Here is a 17,899-nt window from a genome sequence, read left to right on the forward strand (position 1 = left end):
CTCATCGGATGAGTTAATTTTAGGGATGTTGATGCTATTACGCAATAATTAAATGGCGTTTTTTTCGATTTTTATAAAACACTGAGCAGAATTACACCGATTCCAGTCCGACCTTAGTTTTGAGCATGATAAACCATGGGTCTTAACTGAGGCTGAAATTAATTAAATAGGCACAAGCTATAATAATAATACATGTCTTATATTCGTCATGGAGGAAGTGAATGATGGCACATGAAGCTAATTTTGATGGGTTAGTCGGACCGACGCATAATTATAGTGGTTTATCGACAGGTAATATTGCATCTTTGACCAATAGTCATCAAGTTTCAAATCCTAAAATGGCGGCTTTACAAGGTTTAAAAAAAATGCGATTTCTCGCTAATTTAGGCTTGATACAGGGGGTGATAGCACCTCAGATGCGACCAGATATAAAGATGTTACGTCGATTAGGCTTTAGTGGCAGTGATCGTAGAGTATTACAACAAGCGGCACAACATGCACCTAAGCTATTAACCAGTTGTTATTCGGCATCAAGTATGTGGGCCGCTAATGCAGCAACAGTATCGCCGTCAGCAGATACGCAAGATCAACGTATACATTTTACGCCCGCAAATCTAGCGAGTCATTTTCATCGGTCCATTGAACCGCAAACAACGGCACGTATTTTAGCTGCGATGTTCAATGACGATAATCACTTTTGCCATCATTCACCATTACCAACCTCGGCACAATTAGGTGATGAAGGTGCTGCTAACCACACTCGTTTCTGTGCTCAACATCAAGATCAAGGTGTGGAAATGTTTGTTTTTGGGCGTTATGGCTTTGATCATAGCCAACTATCCCCATCTTGTTATCCAGCAAGACAAACTTACGAAGCCAGTGCTGCTATTGCACGATTGCATCAGCTAGATCCTCAGCAAGTTATTATGGTTCAACAAAATCCATTATTGATAGATCAAGGTGTATTTCATAATGATGTTATTGCGGTTGGAAATCAGCAAACCTTATTTTGTCATCAATATGCTTTTTTAAATCAAGCGGATGTCTATTTACAACTTCAACAAAAAATGGGTGGCAAATTAACAATTATTGAAGTACCAGATAATAAGGTGAGTGTGAATGATGCGATAAGTAGTTACTTGTTTAATTCGCAATTAGTTACTTTACCTAATGGTGATATTAGTTTGATTTTACCGCAGCAATGTCGAGATAACCCTCATGTATGGCAGTATATTCAACAGTTATTACAAGTAAAACAAGGAATTAATCGGGTTGATTTATTTGATTTGAATCAGAGTATGCAAAATGGTGGTGGGCCTGCGTGTTTACGGCTAAGAGTCGTATTAACGGAAGCCGAACATCAAGCAATGAACCCTGCGGTCTTATTAACTGATAGCTTGTTTAGACGTTTACAACAATGGATCGATTTACATTATCGGGATCGTTTAGTTGAAAATGACTTCACCGATCCTGCATTATTGTTAGCATCGCAAACGGCATTAGATGAATTGACCCATATTTTAAAATTGGGCTCGGTGTATGATTTTCAACGAGTATAAGCCGCAGCGTCATTTAGATGCTGCGGCTTATAAATAGAGCTAACACATCATTTTTTATTAAAAATAGTTGAGGCGAAATTTTTAAGATTATTGATATCCATTAAATCATCAATACTATTAATTTCTCCTGTGGGTTGAACAAGTAAAGTATGGTCAATATCACCACCAGGGCTGGCTTGATCTATCATAGTCGGCAATGCATCTTGTAGGCCAATAATGAGATCTGGCTCTTCCATATGCAGTTGTGAGGCTAATGTAGTCAGCTTTTGTGCACCAAAGAGGGTGGTAATATTGGCAGCTGAAAGAGTAGCATTCATATCGTTACTTAGCCAAGAGTTAGCGATATGGGATAAATTTGATTGATGAAGGGTTTTGATAAAAGCTTGAAGATCAACGTGTTGACCTTGTTCATTCCCTCCTAGTAAAGATGATAATGCAGCGAAAATACTGTTTTCATCGGTAGATTGAGTATTTGCACGTGATTGATTAAAAAATTGTGCCCCAAGACGAATAATTTCTACCATATTCATAATTAAGATCCTTTGCTCGATAAGATTATTATGCGGTTACTAAAAATCGTGATATATAAATGCCACGCACAAGATCTAATAAGCTCATATGATGTTCCTTATTAAATGTATTAATTACAGCTATTAATAAGCATGTTATTAATAATAATACAAAAATAAGATTAAATATTCAGCATTTTATGACATTTTAATGTAAAAATAAGCCATGTTGTGATGATAAGCATTCCTGCTTAAATGTGATCAGGGTGACAAAATTATTTTGGAAATAATGACCACAATGTGCAGCAATGCTTGACCTGTTTTAGAGCAAACAGAGATAATGGCGTTCATTAATCAATGAGTGGAAGAGTCACTCGTCGTAACGAATAATTGATGGAGTTTCAATGGCAAAGCTAAGCCTACAAGAGCAAATGCTAAAAGCAGGTCTTATCGATAAGAAAAAGCTAAAAAAAGCCGGTAAGACAACAAAGAAATCACGCACACAAGCGAAAGAAGCAAAGGCTGCTGTTGAGGAAAACCGTGTATCTCAATTAGAGAAAGACAAAGCACTCAATCGTCAGCGAGATGAAGATGCGCAACAGAAAGCATTTTTAGCACAAGTTAAGCAACTAATCGAAATGAACCGTTTAGATCGTAATAACGGTGATATTGGTTATAACTTTACCGATGGTACGACGGTGAAGAAAATTTATGTTGATACTCTAATACAAAAGCAGCTTGTTAATGGCCGCCTTGCGATTGCCCGTTATCTTGATGGTTATGAAGTTATTCCTGCCGCTGTTGCCGATAAGATTGCATTACGTGACCAAGAATCAATTGTGCTTAATAATGTGGTTGATGACAGTATTGTCGATGAAGATGACCCATATGCAGATTTTGTTATTCCAGATGATTTGATGTGGTAAAACTGTAATTTGAAAAAAGCCTCGATTGAGGCTTTTTTTATATTCAAAATATTTGGCGGAGAGACGTTTTAGGTATTACTGTTTTAATATGATGCATAATTAGTACGAATATACTCAAATAAAAGTAATCGTTTGCTCACTAAATGTTGCCTCAAGGCTGTTGTAATTGAAGCCAATAGAGCATATTTTAATGAGAGTATTTATCATTTACATTGCTTAAACGATGATAATGATAAATAGATGTACGATGATAGTGTCTGTAAACACCCTCATGGTCAGTCATTATCATTGCATTGTTATGATGATAAACGTACTAGGATAACAATAATGAATAATGAAATAACACGTTGGCTGCAACGTGACTCTGACCCTAAATCACGTCAAGAATTACAACAATTAGTTGCAGATAATGCGACAGAAGAATTAGCCGATCGCTTCAATGGTCGTTTAGAGTTTGGTACTGCAGGTTTACGAGGTGTTGTTGGTGCAGGCCCTAATCGCATGAATCGATTAGTTATTCAAGAAACAGCGACAGGTCTTGGTCAATATTTACTTCGTACTGATAGCAACGCTGCTCATAAAGGGGTAGTGATTGGTTATGATGGGCGCCCTGATTCACGCCAATTTGCTCACGATACGGCAGCAGTATTAGTTGCACAAGGCATTAAGGTTTATCTTACTATCAAAGTAGCGGCAACCCCAATTGTGGCTTTTGGCGTTAAGCATTTACACACCGCCGCCGCTGTTGTGGTGACTGCTAGTCATAATCCACCGGCTTATAATGGCTTTAAAGTGTATTGGAATAACGGCGCACAAATTATTCCACCTCATGATGCCGGTATTGCTGCTGAAATAGATAAAGCTACCCAATCTGATTTACATCTCATGGATTTAGCAGAGGCGGAAGCAAAAGGGTTATTAGTGTGGCTTGATGATGCTTATTATCAAGATTATCGACAAGCTATAAACGTAACACCATTATTAAATAATCATCATAATCCACAAGCGATAAACTTAGCTTATACGGCTATGCATGGTGTTGGCGCTGAGATGGCTGAAACCTTATTAGCAGATGCGGGTTTTACTCATGTTTATAGTGTTGCAGCTCAGCGAGAGCCCGACGGCGCTTTCCCGACGGTTAAATTTCCAAATCCAGAAGAACCTGGCGCGATGGATCTTGTTATTGCAGAAGCCAAACAGCATGGTGCTATCTTAGCATGTGCAAATGATCCTGATGCCGATCGTTTCGCCGTTGCTGCTCGCTGTATTGATGGTGAATATCAGATGCTAACAGGGGATCAAGTGGGGACTTTATTTGGTTATTATTTACTTAACCATGTTCAACCATCTGCGAGCCTAGTTGGTAATACGATTGTTTCTTCAACCTTATTGGGAAAAATAGCCACGGCGCTTGGAGCACAATATTACCAAACACTAACGGGCTTTAAATGGCTAACCAATGTTGCAATGGAGCGTCAAACTGACACTCATCAATTCTTATTTGCTTACGAAGAAGCCTTAGGTTATACCATTGGCTCAACAGTATGGGATAAAGATGGCTTGTCTGCATTAGTCGCATTTGCACAATTAACAGCGGAATTAACTGCAAAAGGGCAAACGGTTTGGGATCAATTAGAAGCTATTTATCGTGAATACGGTTTATATATTAATGCTCAACGGAGTATTGCTCTTGATCCAACCGCGGCTCCAATTGGTGATTCATTACGCGCTATGCCACCACAAGCGATTGCAGGATTAGCAATTCATAGTACGGAAGATTTTAAAACATCATTACGTACATTTGCAGATGGTTCTGTAGAAGCAATTAATTTACCGATCAGTGATGTATTGATTTATCATTTAGAAGATGGTGCACGTGTTGTTGTGCGTCCTTCTGGCACTGAGCCTAAATTGAAATGTTACTATGAAGTGGTTGAACCAATGAGCCAAGAAGAAACATTTGAACATGCTCAATTACGCGCACAAGAAACAATGGATCGATTAATTGCTCAACATCAAGCATCGTTGTAATTCAGCTGTCACAATGTGGTAAAGCTGAACTCTGGTCGATTTTCAGTGTATAATCGCATGAGTTTTAATTTGTTTTAGATAACCAAGGGTTTACCATGCACGATCTTAATATATCGTTACCTGATGATTATGAAAAAGAGCCAGAATTGCCGATTCCATCGATTGATGATCAAAAGAAAATTGTGGCAGAGCTTAAGCGTTTAGAAGAAGCGGGTGAATTAACGCCTGAAATCTTACACGCATTCATGACAGGTGAACGTTTACCTGAATAAGATCATGTGATCTTGGCGTAATAAAAAGCCTCTTACTGCCTCAATCATTAATGAAGAGCAGTAAGAGGCTTTTTTATGGCAGCTTAATGTGGAATTTAAAAGCGCGCTGTGATAACCCCAATTATCATTACGCGCTTGTAAATTAATTGTTTGTTACTGAATCTAAACGGTAATCAACAATATTAAACTTACGTGCGACGATAGGTAATCGTGCCATTATTGTTGTCATAACTAAAATCAATAATGTTGGTAATAACCAGCTAGCATGCGCTTGGTATAGTGGTAATGCTTCGTTAAAGAATTGGTTAAGATCTGCAGGCATTTTGCCTAAAATACTTATGGCATCGATAGAACCAAAGACCATTGCAGTGACTAATACCGAAGTATGTGTCAACGTTGAAACATTCACGGCTGATGCTGTTAATGATGCTAAAACTAAGGCTATGGCAATCGGACATAGAACTAAGATAGCAGGTAAGCTGACTTTCAAAATATCATTAAGACCGAAGTTAGCAATAATACCGGTTAATACCACTATAATTGTTGCAGTAAACCCAAACGAAGCTTTGAAGGTTTGCTGATAATATTCAGCACAAGCAGTGGTTAAGCCAACGGTAGTGGTTAAACATGCCATGATAATGATCGCAGCTAATATCCATTGTCCATAGGCGCCAAACTCACCTGCAACATAACGGGTTAAGATCACACTGCCGTTCATACCGTGGGTTGCAATTGAGGTTGATGTTGCACCAACATACCCCATCGCAATATAACAACCACCCATAAGAACAAAATAGATCATCGCAACTTTAAACGAGATATTTGCAATGCCTTTTTGTGAAACAACACCTTTTTCTTTAATCGCCTGAATGATAACCCAACCAAAACCAACGGCTGCGATAGCATCCATAGTCATGTAACCTTGGATTAAACCACTGGTAACAGCGCTATGTTGATAATCCCCATAAGGTGCAGCTGGTACGCCTAGTGGTGAAAAGAATGCGGCAAGTCCTAAACCCGCTAAAAGTAAAATCAGTGCTGGTGTCATTACTTTACCAATGTAACTGACTAAGTTGCCGGGCTTAAACGCTAAAATTAAGGTTAAAGCTGAAAAGACGATAGAGAACGCAACGAGATGATCGGCTTTGAAAAAAGGTTTTAATCCCATTTCATAAGCAACGGTAACGGCACGTGGCATACCAAATGCTGGGCCAATTGCAGTAAACAAGAGTACCCAAAATGTTGTTCCTAACCATTTAGGTAATGCTTTAGTCAGGTTTTTAGTACTACCAATGCGGCCAAGCACGATAATAGTAAAAGCGGGTAAACCCACCGCGGTGACTAAGAAGCCGCTCATAGCTGACGTTAATGATGTACCTGCATCTAAGCCCATCGCCGGAGGGAAGATTAGATTACCAGCGCCTAGAAAAAGGGCGAAGGTCATGAGACCGATAGCGAGTAAGTCTTGTGTTTTCAAATGTTATACCTGCATTGTAGTAAATATTGAATAGTAACTAATAGCTTAAAAGTATTATATTGCTGTTACTTCGTTAATAAGGGTTCCGCAGGTTTGCTGAAAGAAGATATGAAGAGTTGAAACTATCTCCCATCAGCATGGCTGACGGAAGCTTGCCCGCCAGCCTAGCGAATAATCACTAGGATAAAAGCGGAAATAATTCGTGATGTTTTTTTTATCGTTATAGAAGCAACACCAACCCAAGCGTTAGCCGCTATCGTTGATGTTAAGTATCTTTGTTTTCTATATTCAAATCGTATTGAATGCATAAGTTAACAACTTCTATTAATAAATAAGTGAATTACGAGTTAAAAATATAAAGAAAACTTAGTGTTGTAAATAACTTTCTTTAATTTTTTTTGGATTATTATAATGCTATAAGGATAATATTCTTTCTTATCATATGGTTATGTTGTTTCGGGGTTGTTTTTTTTGGGGGGTGATATCGATTGCTTTTATTGTTAGTTATCGTTGTTTTTTATTTAATATATAAATGCTAGGGCTAGTAATTTACTAGCCCTCTTAATGATAATTTGTGGTTACAGTTTAGTTTATTGCAACCTTATCAGGACTTTTGTACTCGCGTGAACATAATTTACTGATAAGAATAGTGATGGCAACAGGGGCGAGCCAAGAAGCATGTGAGCTAAATAACGGTAACCAATGTTCAGCAAATGATACGATGTTAGCTGGTAGCTTACCTAAAATATTTAACGCATCAATGCTGCCAAATAATGTTGCAACAATAACGACGATTGTTTGGCTAATCGAGATTTGACGCTGTTCTGGTGTTGAATGATTACCAATAAAGAAAGTAGAAATAATCAACGAAATTGCAATTGGGCATAAAATTAAGATCGCCGGTAGACTTACTTGAATAATGGTTTCTAAACCTACGTTAGAGATAATGGCAGTGAGTACCATTATTACCGTTGCACTAAGTTTAAATGTTATACCGTAGGTGTTTTTATAATATTCACCATTAGCATTAGTTAAACCAACAGTCGTCGTTAAACATGCCATTAGAGTGATTGTTGCTAATAACAGTTGACCTAATGTTCCAAACTCACCAGCAGCATAGCGGGTAAGAATTTCGCCACCATTGGTTGCTTGCGGTGCAATATCAGAAGAGGTTGCGCCTAAATATCCCATTGCAAGATAGCAAAGTGACATAAGAAATGCGTAAATAAGGGCGATGCGAAGAGTGTAGTAAGAAATGGCTTTGTCGCATTTCACTCCTGTATTACGAATTGTTTGAATGATAACCCAACCAAAAGCAACCGCAGCGATAGCATCTAATGTCATGTAACCCTGAATAAGTCCATTCACAGTAGGAGCTTGACGGTAAGTTTCAGTGGCGGTTGTCGGTGAGCCTAATGGATTTATTACTGCTGAAATGGCCAGTAGTGCTAGCATTGCAATCAGTGCAGGGGTCATTACCTTACCAATATAATCAACAAGTTTACCAGGCTTGAGAGCTAGTGCTAATGTAAGAGCACAAAAAACAGCAGAGAAAACCATTAATCCATTACCAGAATAAAACGGTTTTATTCCCATTTCATAGGCAACGGTCACAGCACGAGGCAATACAAAAGCAGGCCCAAGTGTTGTTAATACTAAAAACCAAAACGAGCGATCCATCCATTTGGGTAATGCCGCCGTTAATTTGTCAGCAGAAGATAAACGACCAAGAACGACAAGTGTTAATGCGGGTAAACCAACAGCAGTTAGTAGAAACCCAGCAATAGCAATGAGCCAGTTTTCACCCGCTTGCTGTGCCATAAGGGGAGGGAATATTAAGTTACCAGCACCGAGAAATAATGCAAAGGTCATAAAACCGATGGCTGCAAGTTCTTTTCTTTTCAAATGACATACCTTAATTCAAATAAAACAATCTGAGTCAGTATGCTGGAAGAGATAATTTAGAAGTGAAATTCATATCCGCCAGCGTTACTGACGAATAAGTTAACCGTCAGCGTCAGAGAATGACGACGACGACAGAGTTTAGCGCACAAGCAATCTGTAAGGTTGCTGTGGTTGTAGCATCCTGATTGTTGTTAATGTTCTGAGACATAGCTTATACGCTCTAAATAAAATGAGGTTTAAACTTAATCGGTATTGCCACACTTGTAAAGCGTGATGAGAAAATAAACGGTACTTTTTTTACCTTCACTGACCAGATGCCATATAAACAACTGAATTACTGTCATTATGAAATAGCATCTGGTCACTTATAAAGGTGGATCTTTATTGTTGGTTTAATAGCAGTACTTGTAATTCAGCAAGTGAAGATACGGTGTAGGTTGGGTAAATACCTTCTGGTTGTGATTTTTGTTCACTATTAAGCCAACAAGTATCCATTCCGGCGTTGATTCCACCTAAAATATCTGATTGCGGGTTATCACCAACCATTAGAATATTTTGACGTTGCGTCATGTTCATTTTCTGACAAGCATAATCAAAAATTTGAATATCAGGTTTTGCGACACCTACTTGTTCTGAGATAACTAGCACATCAAAAAAATCTTTAAACTCGGTGCGTTGTAATCGAATTTCTTGTAATGCAGTAAAACCGTTGGTGATAATACCCAATTTCGCATGTGGCTTTAATGCCTCTAGAAGTGACTTGGCTCCGGTTAATGGTGTACAAATATCAGCCATTGCCATTAAGAAATCATGATTAAGCTGTTCTGTTGATAGAGAAAGGGTTGCTGCCCATGATTTAAAACGAATATTTTGCAATTCCGTTGCTGATATTTTTCCGTTTTGATAATCAACCCATAATGGGCGGTTAATGGTTTCATAATGTTCAAAATCAGCGTGAGTGAACGTGACATTATGGCGAGAAAACATCAGTTGAAGGCCGTGAAATGCATCAAAGTGAAACAAAGTTTCATCAGCATCAAATAAAATCCATTGGTACTTCATTAAATGTCACTCTCTATATTTATTGAATAAAAAATGTGCGTCATTAACGCTTATTGAACAGGCTGTAGTTTACTTGAAACACGAAACTATAAGCCAGTAAATCGCTATTAATAAGTCTATAAATGATGATGAATAAGTTTGATCTATGATTTTTTTCTATTGATATGAAATTTTTATTGAACTCAATAGTGTGATATATGTCTATTTGTACCATAATCACATCATCTCTTTAAGAGTGAAGAATTAGCCAATTGAGGAAAGAAAATGGGCATTATATCTTGGATTATTTTAGGTTTAATTGCTGGTGCATTAGCGAAATGGTTAATGCCAGGTGAAGATGGTGGCGGTTGGATTGTAACAATGGCACTGGGTATTGGTGGTGCTTTTGTGGGTGGTTTTGTTGGTCAGTTTATCGGACTTGGTCACGCAACAGGCGTAAATATTGGTAGTATCATTACTGCCACATTGGGCGCTTTCATTCTATTATTTGTTTATAATCGATTTATTCGTTAATAATCAATATATTGTTGCAATTATTAATTAAAAAATAAGCGGGTCGTTTCGTACGATTCGCTTTTTTTATGCTTCATATTTCCCTGCTGACGAATATTGTCCTAGAAGCCCCTTTTTTATTTGTAGAATGATATTTTTATATAAATATTATCTCTGTTTGCTTTTGTATTTTTAGCTTTAAAACGCGATTTTATTTGAATCTTGTGGCTAAAAATAGATGTTATTCCACTTGTTTGTTGCATAAATGTTAGCTATTGAGCCTAAAGATATGATTTTTTTTCGCTAAACTAAAAAAGATCGATCACACTGTGTTCTGGTTATTAATGAGAAATATCATTACTGATCGTTATAAAAACAGTTGAAATTATAAAAACTGAAATGGCAATTAGCTATTAATCATAACGTGGAGCACAAAATGGAAAAGGGATTTAATAAAACCAAAGTTGCGAGCATTATTGCGGGTTTCTTATTGGCAAGCACTGCGGCTCAAGTGCAGGCTGCCCCTAGTCATAATAAAAACGTGATTGGTTATTTAACGCAATGGGAAGCATGGAAAGGCACTAATGCTGGTTTTTCAGTAAAAGGTGAAGCGACCCATTTAAACGTAGATATGGATATCTATTCTATTCTTAACTTCTCATTTTTTGGGGTCGCTAAAGACGGAACTTTACACAGTGGTGATTTACGTAATAAGCAAATTTATAAGCCAGGTAGTGTCCAAGAGCCGGGACCATTATTACATCCTGATGTGTATTCCAGCTGGGATTTCCATATTTTGTGGGGTGAGTTGGAATATATTCATCAATACCCTGTTGATGAACCATGGGATGCGGAGAATTTAGCAAAAGTTAAAGCACAAGGTTTTGTTAAAAGTGGCCAAGGGTGGCTTCATACTCCAACGGGTATTGAAGGTAATATGCCTATTCCTCTAAAAAAAGAAGGTGGCGCACCAGGTTTGATTGATCTTGCTAATCAGAAAGGTGTTAAGGTTATGGCATCACTCGGTGGTTGGAGTATGTCTAAGCACTTCCCTGAAATGGCTGCCGATCCTGTTAAAAAAGCCCGTTTCCTGAAAGATCTCGATAAGTTAATGGCATTAGGTTTCCACGGTATTGATATTGATTGGGAATATCCAGGGTTTGGCGGAATGAACTTTGCAGGCGATCCTACTGATTTTGCTAATTTCGAACAGCTAATGGAAGATATTCGTAAACGTATTGGTCCTGATAAATTATTGACTGCCGCATTCTCAGCATCTACCGCTAAACTTGAAGGTTTTAATTGGCCTCGTTTGGTTAAATCAATGGATTATTTTAACATGATGACGTATGACCTTAACGGAGCATGGTCAAATGTTACCGGTCATAATGCGCCATTGTATCCATATCCAGAAGAAGAATATGCAGGATTAGATTTAGAAACTCTCCGTATTTGGATGGCAGAGCAAGGCATTCCATCAGAAAAAATTAATTTTGGTGCTGCGTTTTATGGTCGTGGCGTTCAGACCACAGAAGCTGAAGCTTATTTAGGCGCACCAACGGATAAGCGTATTTATAATATGTCTGTTGATGGTCCATTACTCAGTGCCGTTGATGTTGATAACTGGAAAGAATTTGAAGGTTCACCAAACTATAATTATATAGTTAAAACGTCAGGCTGGGAGCATAAGTGGGATGCAAATGCCGAAGTCCCTTATGCTGTGAAAGGTAAATATTTCTTAAGTTATGATGATGTTCCATCTATTAAGAAAAAAGCACAGTACATTGTAGATAATGACCTAGGTGGCGTAATTGTATGGCAAGTGCACGGTGATATTCAATGTGAAGGCACATTTATTAATCATGGAACTAAGTTAAAAGAATGTACGAAGCTTAGTTCTCCATTAGCAGAAGCTATCGATGATGTTTTTAGTGCCAATACCACACCTAATGCAGCGCCTGAGTTAACTGTACCGAGTGCGCAAGCCGTAATGTCTGGCGAGACTATCAGCTTTAGTGTGTCAGCAACCGATACCGATGGTGATCGTCTAAGCTTTAGCTCGACAGAAGCGCAAGTGACTGATAACGGAGATGGTACTGCAACTGTGACTTATACGGCACCAAATACTGCGACTGATATCGTGACATCGGTAGTGGTTAAAGTGACCGATGGCCGTAAGAGTGCAACGCAATCTGTCGTTGTTAATGTGAAGGGGTCTGGTGTTGTTGAAAACACAGCGCCTGAATTAACGGCACCAGCAACGGTTGATGTTAAAAGTGGTCAGAGTGTCGTTATAACAGTAACCGCGACTGATGCTGACGGTGATACGCTTACTTATTCTGCATCAACCGGACAACTAGCTGTTACTGAAACTGGTGCAAAAATTACTGTTACTGCGCCAACTGTAACAACAGATACGACCGTTAATGTTGTGATTACGGTTTCTGATGGTGAAGTATCGACCCAACAAACGGTGGTTGTTAATGTGGCAGCGGATGGTGGTGCTGTTGGTGATACGTGGAATACCGACACTATTTATAACAGTGGTGATACCGTAGTCTATAACGGTGTTACTTATACTGCTCAATGGTGGACGAAAGGCGAAACCCCTGGAACATCCTCTGTATGGGTAGAAGAGGATACTGGCGAAGTTGGTGGGTGGTCAGCATCTAAAACGTATAGTGGTGGTGATGAAGTTATCTTTGAAGATAATAATTACCGCGCCAAATGGTGGACAAAAGGTGACAACCCCGGCAATGCAAATGGCCCTTGGGAGCGCATTTAACCCTATTTGTTAATGTAAATAAGAGATAATAAAAAACCCCGCATAGTTATTTATCATTATAATAACTAGCAGGGTTTTTCTTTATTTTATTGCTTGTATTACAAGCCGATGATTAGTGACATTGCCGTTGAAACAATTAACGCCCCAATCATCGGAATTGCGGTGCGTTTAACGAGTTCAAATGGTGACACATCAGCGACTCCGGCTACTGCGACAATTGCACCAGTGATCGGTGACATTGAACGAGCAATACCTGAAGCTAATTGCATTGGCATCAACATAACAACCGCGTTAATACCAACCTTATTTGCGATGTCAGGTACCATCGCTGCAAATGAGAAGAATGGTGCATTACCTGAACCCATTAAGATAGCGGCAAAAGTAATAATAATAACCATCAAAATAATCATTATTGCAGGAGACAATGAAGCATTAATCGCGAAATTAATTACAGTATCTAGTAATCCAATCACTTTCATACCATGTGCAAACACTTGACCGGCAATAACTAATGTTACAACGCGTGCAAATTGTTTACCCATGCTGTCGAAATAAACCAAGATATCTTTAAAGATAGGTTTTGCACCGTGACGAATACTTTCACACACCATTGCGACTGCAATTGAAATAAACATTGCAGTTACCACATCTATTTTTACTGATGCAATCGCCATTGGGCTGAAGATCATAATTAATGCTAATGGAATAATTGGTAGTAATGCATACCATGCTGGTGGCGCAACGTGATCATCTTGTGTTTGAAGTTCTACTTCATCAGTAGCTATTGCGCGACGATCAAACCATTGTTGAACAAAGAAATGCAGCGTTGCAATAGTTATCATTGTGGCAATGGCAACAGGTAGCTGGTAGGTAATAAAATATTCTGTCACCGGAATATCAGCAGTCCGCGCCGCTAAATTTACGTTACCTGAGGCCGGACCTAAATCTAGACAGGCGGCGGTTGCAATAACAGCGACGGCAGACATTTTACTCACGCCAAGGCGCACTAAAATAGGGTATAGAGTAACCATTAACAATAAGCCAAGGCCTGATGCACTTGGAATAAAAATATTAAGGATCTGGCCCATGATATAACCTAGAGCCATAACAAGATAAGGTGCTTTGAAGTAGCCTAATGGTTTAATGGCGATATTGACCAAAGCACGTGAAGCGCCAATATGATCCATATATTTAGCAAAACCGCCCACCGCCATGATAATAAGACCCAGTGTTCCCACTGTTTTGGCTGTGGTATTTTTTAGGAATGTAAAAATATCAAGCCATTGATTACCGCTTGAAATGTTTTCAGGTAGTGGTGTGCCAGTACTAAAAAGAATAGCCGCAGCCATCATTATAATACCGCCAAGCAGTAATGTTGTTTGTGGGTTGTACTTCTTGTAAATCAGTAAGCCTACAAGGAATATAACAATAAGGCTAAATAGTGTAACCATCATTTATCTCCATATTGGAAAGCATCCATTTAATATGGCGAAGAATAATAGAAGATTGAAAACGTTTTCACGATGGGAATTAATTCAAATCAGAAGCGAATTAATGTAATTATGATTGCGGTCAAATAAATAACATTATCAATACCAAGTGCATAAAATGAACAATACAAAAAATTATATTAATATTAACAATAATTAAACATTAAATAGTGAGTGACTAAATTTAGTCCTAACTTTCGTTATTCTTAGAAGGGATTTAAGATAAAGAGTTGGTGTTGTTGGTTATAATTACACGGTATATTTATGGTTGTATGTTATTTTATTTTTTACATTTAATATTCTATTTAGTGTGCTTTATTATGCCATTATCGTCTTTGGCAGCTAGTACACCCTCGGCAAGCTTGTCTCGTTGTTTTGTCTAATTGTGAACGTTGTACTCGGCAATAAGCATTTTTTAATGCTCTACGTGCTGCAAACCAGTCTTTGGGTTTTTCTAATATTAAATAGCCGTTAAATCGCTTAATTAATTGGGTACGGTTAGCATGAATAAATTGACTATCATAACCGATATCAAAGTAATCAAGTGCTTGTTCGATTGTAGAAAAGCTTTTGATGGTTGTTAGGATATTGGGTTTATTCATGTGGTGATGGGTTCTATTTAGGAGAGATAAACATAAGATAGCAATATTTTGTATGCTTGGTGTGGCATTTATTTTATACGCATTGCAGCAAAGAGTCATAAATAATGATCAAGCAAGTCATGGCGGATTACTACCGCCATGACTTTATTCTAATTGTACCTTATGCCGCTTGTGGTTGAAGGTAACCTAACCATGCGGTTTGGTAAAGTTGATGCGATTGTTGACGAAGTTGATTAATTTGCGCTATTTCAAACTCAGATAATGGGCGTTGTTGCTGCTGTGCTAAACGTTCGATATGTTGAATTTTTTCATATAGGTCGTGCTCTGGGCCATTTTTAATAGTTGAGATTTCATCTAAGTGAAGCTGAACTTCAGTAATAATTTGACTATGGGGTAAGCGAACTAGCACGTTTAAGTCACGGTAACCTGATGGGGTTGGGTTCTTAAAACGGTTCTTTACACTAACAATGGTCACTTCTTTTGCCAGTAGTTCATAAGCTTGTACTAGTGCTGGAATATTCTGAGCAACAATAGAGCCACGCGCAATATCGGTGATCTTAGCTGTTTCACCTTGCAATTCAGTTGCAATTTTTTGTTGTGAACGCTGTGCTGATTTAATCTGCGGAATAATAATATTAGTGGTTGATGCAAGGCTGATACTTTGTAGTAATGTTTGTAATTCTACTTGTGCGTCAGTTGATGCTAAATAAAGTGCATCAAAATCATTAAAAGGCTGGCGTAGATTATCATCTCGCCATGATTGAATGCTGTATAAGCCACTCAAGTCACGCTGGAAAGCTTTACGGCTCGCTTGTGTCTGGCGTGTTTGTGATTGGTCATGGGTATTAAAAGCGGGAGCGATCGCTGGTGCTGCCACAACGGTGCGGCTGAGCATACAAAAAAGAACAAAACTTGTACGTAAAACAGATTTTATGTTCATTAAACAACTCCTAAAAATATTGCAAAGGCAATATCAAAACATACAAAAACGGGTATAGCTAAAAAGAGGTATGTTAGTTGTAATGCGTGTCTGTTTACATGTTAGTAACTTTACCTTGAACAGAAGTTGAATACTGTGCTGATATTCATATTTTTGAATTATTTATTACAGTTTATTTACATTATTCATAATCATAGCGGGTTATTAGCAATCACACGGGTATTTTGTATATATCATGCGATTTTTGTCATAAATGATGTTATCAAATAGAGGTAAAATACGGCATAGTAACAAGATAACGATTAATCTTTGGTGTAATGCACCAAGTAGGTAAGTCGATTTTACCTAGTTATCATTTGGTTTGTATTCAATAAGTGTTGTACTTATATGGCGTATTTTTTAAGGGAAAAAAATGCAGGAAAATTTATTAATTGGTTTCGTTGTTATTTGGCTAGGTTTAACAGTAGGAAGTGTGATGTTATTCCAGCGCGGTAATGATGTAGCGAAAAAGCGCCGTTTATGGCCAATTTATACCGTGTTTAGTAATGTTGTGATTGGTGGCTTTATTATTTTTATGCAACCACCTACAGCATGGATGATTTCGATATTGATCCTGCTAGTACCTGTAACTTTACTTACTATCCGTTCAACAAAGTTTTGTGACGGTTGTGGCCAGGCAAGCCGTTCTCCCTTTTTTATGAAACCACCACAAACATGTAGTCATTGTAAAAAGCCATTATAAATTATATGACATCACCATAAAAACCACTGTAATAATATTAGCAGTGGTTTTTTATACGTCTTTTTTAAGGCTTAAGGGAAAGCACTCAAAATGAATACCGGTGGGACCTGAGATCATAAATTGACGAATATTCTGATGGTTATTCTTTTGTGGGTGTTTAATGACATCATCACGATAAAATGTACCAAAACAGGCTAATGTTTCAGATTTAGACAGTTGATGTAAATGTGCAAATGCAAATATTTTACATGATCCTTCATTTGTTCCTGCAAGATTAGTCATAGCATCATTGGTAGAACCATTGATAAATTGAGTTGGCTGGTAATGATAATTATCATTGATAGTGTTTATAACGTCTTGAAAATTAACTTTATTTGGTGTGTTTCTGATTTTTTCAATGAGCGAGTCCATAATATTCCATTGGTGGGTAAATGTATAAAAAGAAGGCTAGCATCATGCTAGCCTTAATAGAAAAATTGCAGTTAGCGATGCTTATTCGCTAATGTTTTTAATTCGTAATCCAGTTCGTCAGGGTAGATAACCAGACCTTCTTGTTCTGGAATAGGGAAGACAACAAGGGCAAGTTCATCATCTTCTAAGCCGTGAGTCCAACGGCTATGCCATTTATTTAATGAAATAGCTTCTGCTTTACATGTTTCCCATTCCCCTGTTGCCCATGCTTCTGCAAATTCTTTATTTGGCCAAACAGGAACACAATCTTCATCATCAGTATTGAGCATAACGCATCCATGCTCATCGATAAGAATCCAGATTTCACGGTTAGCAACAACTTCTTTCACTAAGTGTTTGTAACGTTTTTCTGCATCAAAACTTTGAATTGTTTCAATCATTGCAGCATCTAGTGGGGTAGACATACTGTCGTCCTATTTTTTCACATTATTATTTTAAGTAAGGATAAAACAAAAGAGGAGTAACGTCTTGTGTTATCCTTGCTTTTTCTGCATTTGTAGGGTGTTAGCTTATTTGGTTAATGCCTAAATTGTTATATTTTCATGAGTGTTTAAATGTACAAATAAAACAATAAAGTACATTATATTCTGTTTTTGTTTTTTATTAAGATAAAAAAATCATATGAATAATTTTCCC

Annotated in this window: 16 protein-coding genes; 7 read left to right on the top strand and 9 right to left on the bottom strand. The window is 37.9% G+C overall.

Going from position 1 to position 17,899, the window contains the following annotated elements; all coding sequences use genetic code 11:
* The first annotated feature begins 221 nt into the window (after positions 1-221).
* Positions 222-1,559 (top strand): N-succinylarginine dihydrolase, encoded by a 1,338-nt coding sequence (astB, locus tag CZ809_RS01580; RefSeq protein ID WP_080155691.1) that lies wholly within the window; start codon positions 222-224, stop codon positions 1,557-1,559.
* Positions 1,560-1,606: 47 nt separating this feature from the next.
* On the opposite strand, the gene CZ809_RS01585 is transcribed toward astB, so the two are convergent.
* Positions 1,607-2,089: a YidB family protein gene (locus CZ809_RS01585; RefSeq protein WP_080155692.1), complete on the bottom strand. Its 483-nt coding sequence runs from the start codon at positions 2,087-2,089 to the stop codon at positions 1,607-1,609.
* A gap of 383 nt (positions 2,090-2,472) precedes the next feature.
* Between CZ809_RS01585 and CZ809_RS01590 the strand changes: the two genes are divergently transcribed.
* The 3 genes from CZ809_RS01590 to CZ809_RS01600 all read left to right on the top strand — a co-directional run bounded on the left by CZ809_RS01590 (position 2,473) and on the right by CZ809_RS01600 (position 5,297).
* A complete protein-coding gene (locus CZ809_RS01590; RefSeq protein WP_080155693.1) occupies positions 2,473-2,994 on the top strand; it encodes a DUF2058 domain-containing protein in 522 nt (173 codons plus the stop codon).
* A 327-nt stretch (positions 2,995-3,321) separates the two neighbouring features.
* Complete coding sequence (locus CZ809_RS01595; protein WP_080155694.1) at positions 3,322-5,025, top strand: phospho-sugar mutase; 1,704 nt, start codon at positions 3,322-3,324, stop codon at positions 5,023-5,025.
* A 95-nt stretch (positions 5,026-5,120) separates the two neighbouring features.
* Positions 5,121-5,297: an ATPase gene (locus CZ809_RS01600; protein WP_080155695.1), complete on the top strand. Its 177-nt coding sequence runs from the start codon at positions 5,121-5,123 to the stop codon at positions 5,295-5,297.
* Positions 5,298-5,439: 142 nt separating this feature from the next.
* Here the strand turns inward: CZ809_RS01600 and brnQ (CZ809_RS01605) are convergent, their stop codons facing one another.
* From brnQ (CZ809_RS01605) to yjjG, 3 genes are all read right to left on the bottom strand, one after another.
* Entirely contained in the window at positions 5,440-6,774 is a 1,335-nt protein-coding gene (gene brnQ, locus CZ809_RS01605; protein WP_080155696.1) for a branched-chain amino acid transport system II carrier protein, read from the bottom strand.
* A gap of 585 nt (positions 6,775-7,359) precedes the next feature.
* Positions 7,360-8,679 carry a branched-chain amino acid transport system II carrier protein gene (brnQ, locus tag CZ809_RS01610; RefSeq protein ID WP_080155697.1) on the bottom strand — a complete coding sequence of 440 codons (1,320 nt, stop codon included), beginning with the start codon at positions 8,677-8,679 and terminating at the stop codon, positions 7,360-7,362.
* Positions 8,680-9,060: 381 nt separating this feature from the next.
* The gene (gene yjjG, locus CZ809_RS01615) at positions 9,061-9,741 is read right to left on the bottom strand and encodes a pyrimidine 5'-nucleotidase (protein WP_080155698.1); all 681 of its coding nucleotides are present in this window, start codon (positions 9,739-9,741) and stop codon (positions 9,061-9,063) included.
* 264 nt (positions 9,742-10,005) lie between these two features.
* Here yjjG and CZ809_RS01620 point away from each other — a divergent pair, with 264 nt between their 5' ends.
* Complete coding sequence (locus tag CZ809_RS01620; protein ID WP_080155699.1) at positions 10,006-10,254, top strand: GlsB/YeaQ/YmgE family stress response membrane protein; 249 nt, start codon at positions 10,006-10,008, stop codon at positions 10,252-10,254.
* 415 nt (positions 10,255-10,669) lie between these two features.
* Positions 10,670-13,018, top strand: a complete 2,349-nt coding sequence (locus tag CZ809_RS01625; RefSeq protein WP_080155700.1) for a glycosyl hydrolase family 18 protein — start codon at positions 10,670-10,672, stop codon at positions 13,016-13,018.
* A gap of 98 nt (positions 13,019-13,116) precedes the next feature.
* Here CZ809_RS01625 and dcuC read toward each other — a convergent pair whose 3' ends face one another.
* The 3 genes from dcuC to CZ809_RS01640 all read right to left on the bottom strand — a co-directional run bounded on the left by dcuC (position 13,117) and on the right by CZ809_RS01640 (position 16,050).
* Positions 13,117-14,472: a C4-dicarboxylate transporter DcuC gene (gene dcuC, locus CZ809_RS01630; protein WP_235865757.1), complete on the bottom strand. Its 1,356-nt coding sequence runs from the start codon at positions 14,470-14,472 to the stop codon at positions 13,117-13,119.
* A gap of 362 nt (positions 14,473-14,834) precedes the next feature.
* A complete protein-coding gene (locus tag CZ809_RS01635) occupies positions 14,835-15,110 on the bottom strand; it encodes a nitrogenase-stabilizing/protective protein NifW (RefSeq protein ID WP_080155702.1) in 276 nt (91 codons plus the stop codon).
* A gap of 160 nt (positions 15,111-15,270) precedes the next feature.
* A complete protein-coding gene (locus tag CZ809_RS01640; protein ID WP_080155703.1) occupies positions 15,271-16,050 on the bottom strand; it encodes a RelA/SpoT domain-containing protein in 780 nt (259 codons plus the stop codon).
* 412 nt (positions 16,051-16,462) lie between these two features.
* Between CZ809_RS01640 and CZ809_RS01645 the strand changes: the two genes are divergently transcribed.
* Positions 16,463-16,792, top strand: a complete 330-nt coding sequence (locus CZ809_RS01645) for a hypothetical protein (protein WP_080155704.1) — start codon at positions 16,463-16,465, stop codon at positions 16,790-16,792.
* 51 nt (positions 16,793-16,843) lie between these two features.
* Here CZ809_RS01645 and CZ809_RS01650 read toward each other — a convergent pair whose 3' ends face one another.
* Positions 16,844-17,203: a HopJ type III effector protein gene (locus CZ809_RS01650; RefSeq protein WP_080155705.1), complete on the bottom strand. Its 360-nt coding sequence runs from the start codon at positions 17,201-17,203 to the stop codon at positions 16,844-16,846.
* A 71-nt stretch (positions 17,204-17,274) separates the two neighbouring features.
* Complete coding sequence (locus CZ809_RS01655) at positions 17,275-17,667, bottom strand: DUF2750 domain-containing protein (RefSeq protein WP_080155706.1); 393 nt, start codon at positions 17,665-17,667, stop codon at positions 17,275-17,277.
* Positions 17,668-17,899: the final 232 nt, after the last annotated feature.

Origin of the sequence: Photobacterium piscicola (assembly GCF_900166965.1) — a bacterium.
Lineage (GTDB): Bacteria > Pseudomonadota > Gammaproteobacteria > Enterobacterales > Vibrionaceae > Photobacterium > Photobacterium piscicola.

Coding starts and splice junctions, on each gene's coding strand:
- CZ809_RS01600 (WP_080155695.1), top strand. CDS start 5,121: ATGCACGATCTTAATATATCGTTACCTGATGATTATGAAAAAGAGCCA.
- CZ809_RS01590 (WP_080155693.1), top strand. CDS start 2,473: ATGGCAAAGCTAAGCCTACAAGAGCAAATGCTAAAAGCAGGTCTTATC.
- CZ809_RS01620 (WP_080155699.1), top strand. CDS start 10,006: ATGGGCATTATATCTTGGATTATTTTAGGTTTAATTGCTGGTGCATTA.
- CZ809_RS01585 (WP_080155692.1), bottom strand. CDS start 2,089: ATGAATATGGTAGAAATTATTCGTCTTGGGGCACAATTTTTTAATCAA.
- dcuC (WP_235865757.1), bottom strand. CDS start 14,472: ATGATGGTTACACTATTTAGCCTTATTGTTATATTCCTTGTAGGCTTA.
- CZ809_RS01655 (WP_080155706.1), bottom strand. CDS start 17,667: ATGTCTACCCCACTAGATGCTGCAATGATTGAAACAATTCAAAGTTTT.
- yjjG (WP_080155698.1), bottom strand. CDS start 9,741: ATGAAGTACCAATGGATTTTATTTGATGCTGATGAAACTTTGTTTCAC.
- CZ809_RS01625 (WP_080155700.1), top strand. CDS start 10,670: ATGGAAAAGGGATTTAATAAAACCAAAGTTGCGAGCATTATTGCGGGT.
- CZ809_RS01595 (WP_080155694.1), top strand. CDS start 3,322: ATGAATAATGAAATAACACGTTGGCTGCAACGTGACTCTGACCCTAAA.
- CZ809_RS01645 (WP_080155704.1), top strand. CDS start 16,463: ATGCAGGAAAATTTATTAATTGGTTTCGTTGTTATTTGGCTAGGTTTA.
- astB (WP_080155691.1), top strand. CDS start 222: ATGATGGCACATGAAGCTAATTTTGATGGGTTAGTCGGACCGACGCAT.
- CZ809_RS01640 (WP_080155703.1), bottom strand. CDS start 16,050: ATGAACATAAAATCTGTTTTACGTACAAGTTTTGTTCTTTTTTGTATG.
- CZ809_RS01635 (WP_080155702.1), bottom strand. CDS start 15,110: ATGAATAAACCCAATATCCTAACAACCATCAAAAGCTTTTCTACAATC.
- CZ809_RS01650 (WP_080155705.1), bottom strand. CDS start 17,203: ATGGACTCGCTCATTGAAAAAATCAGAAACACACCAAATAAAGTTAAT.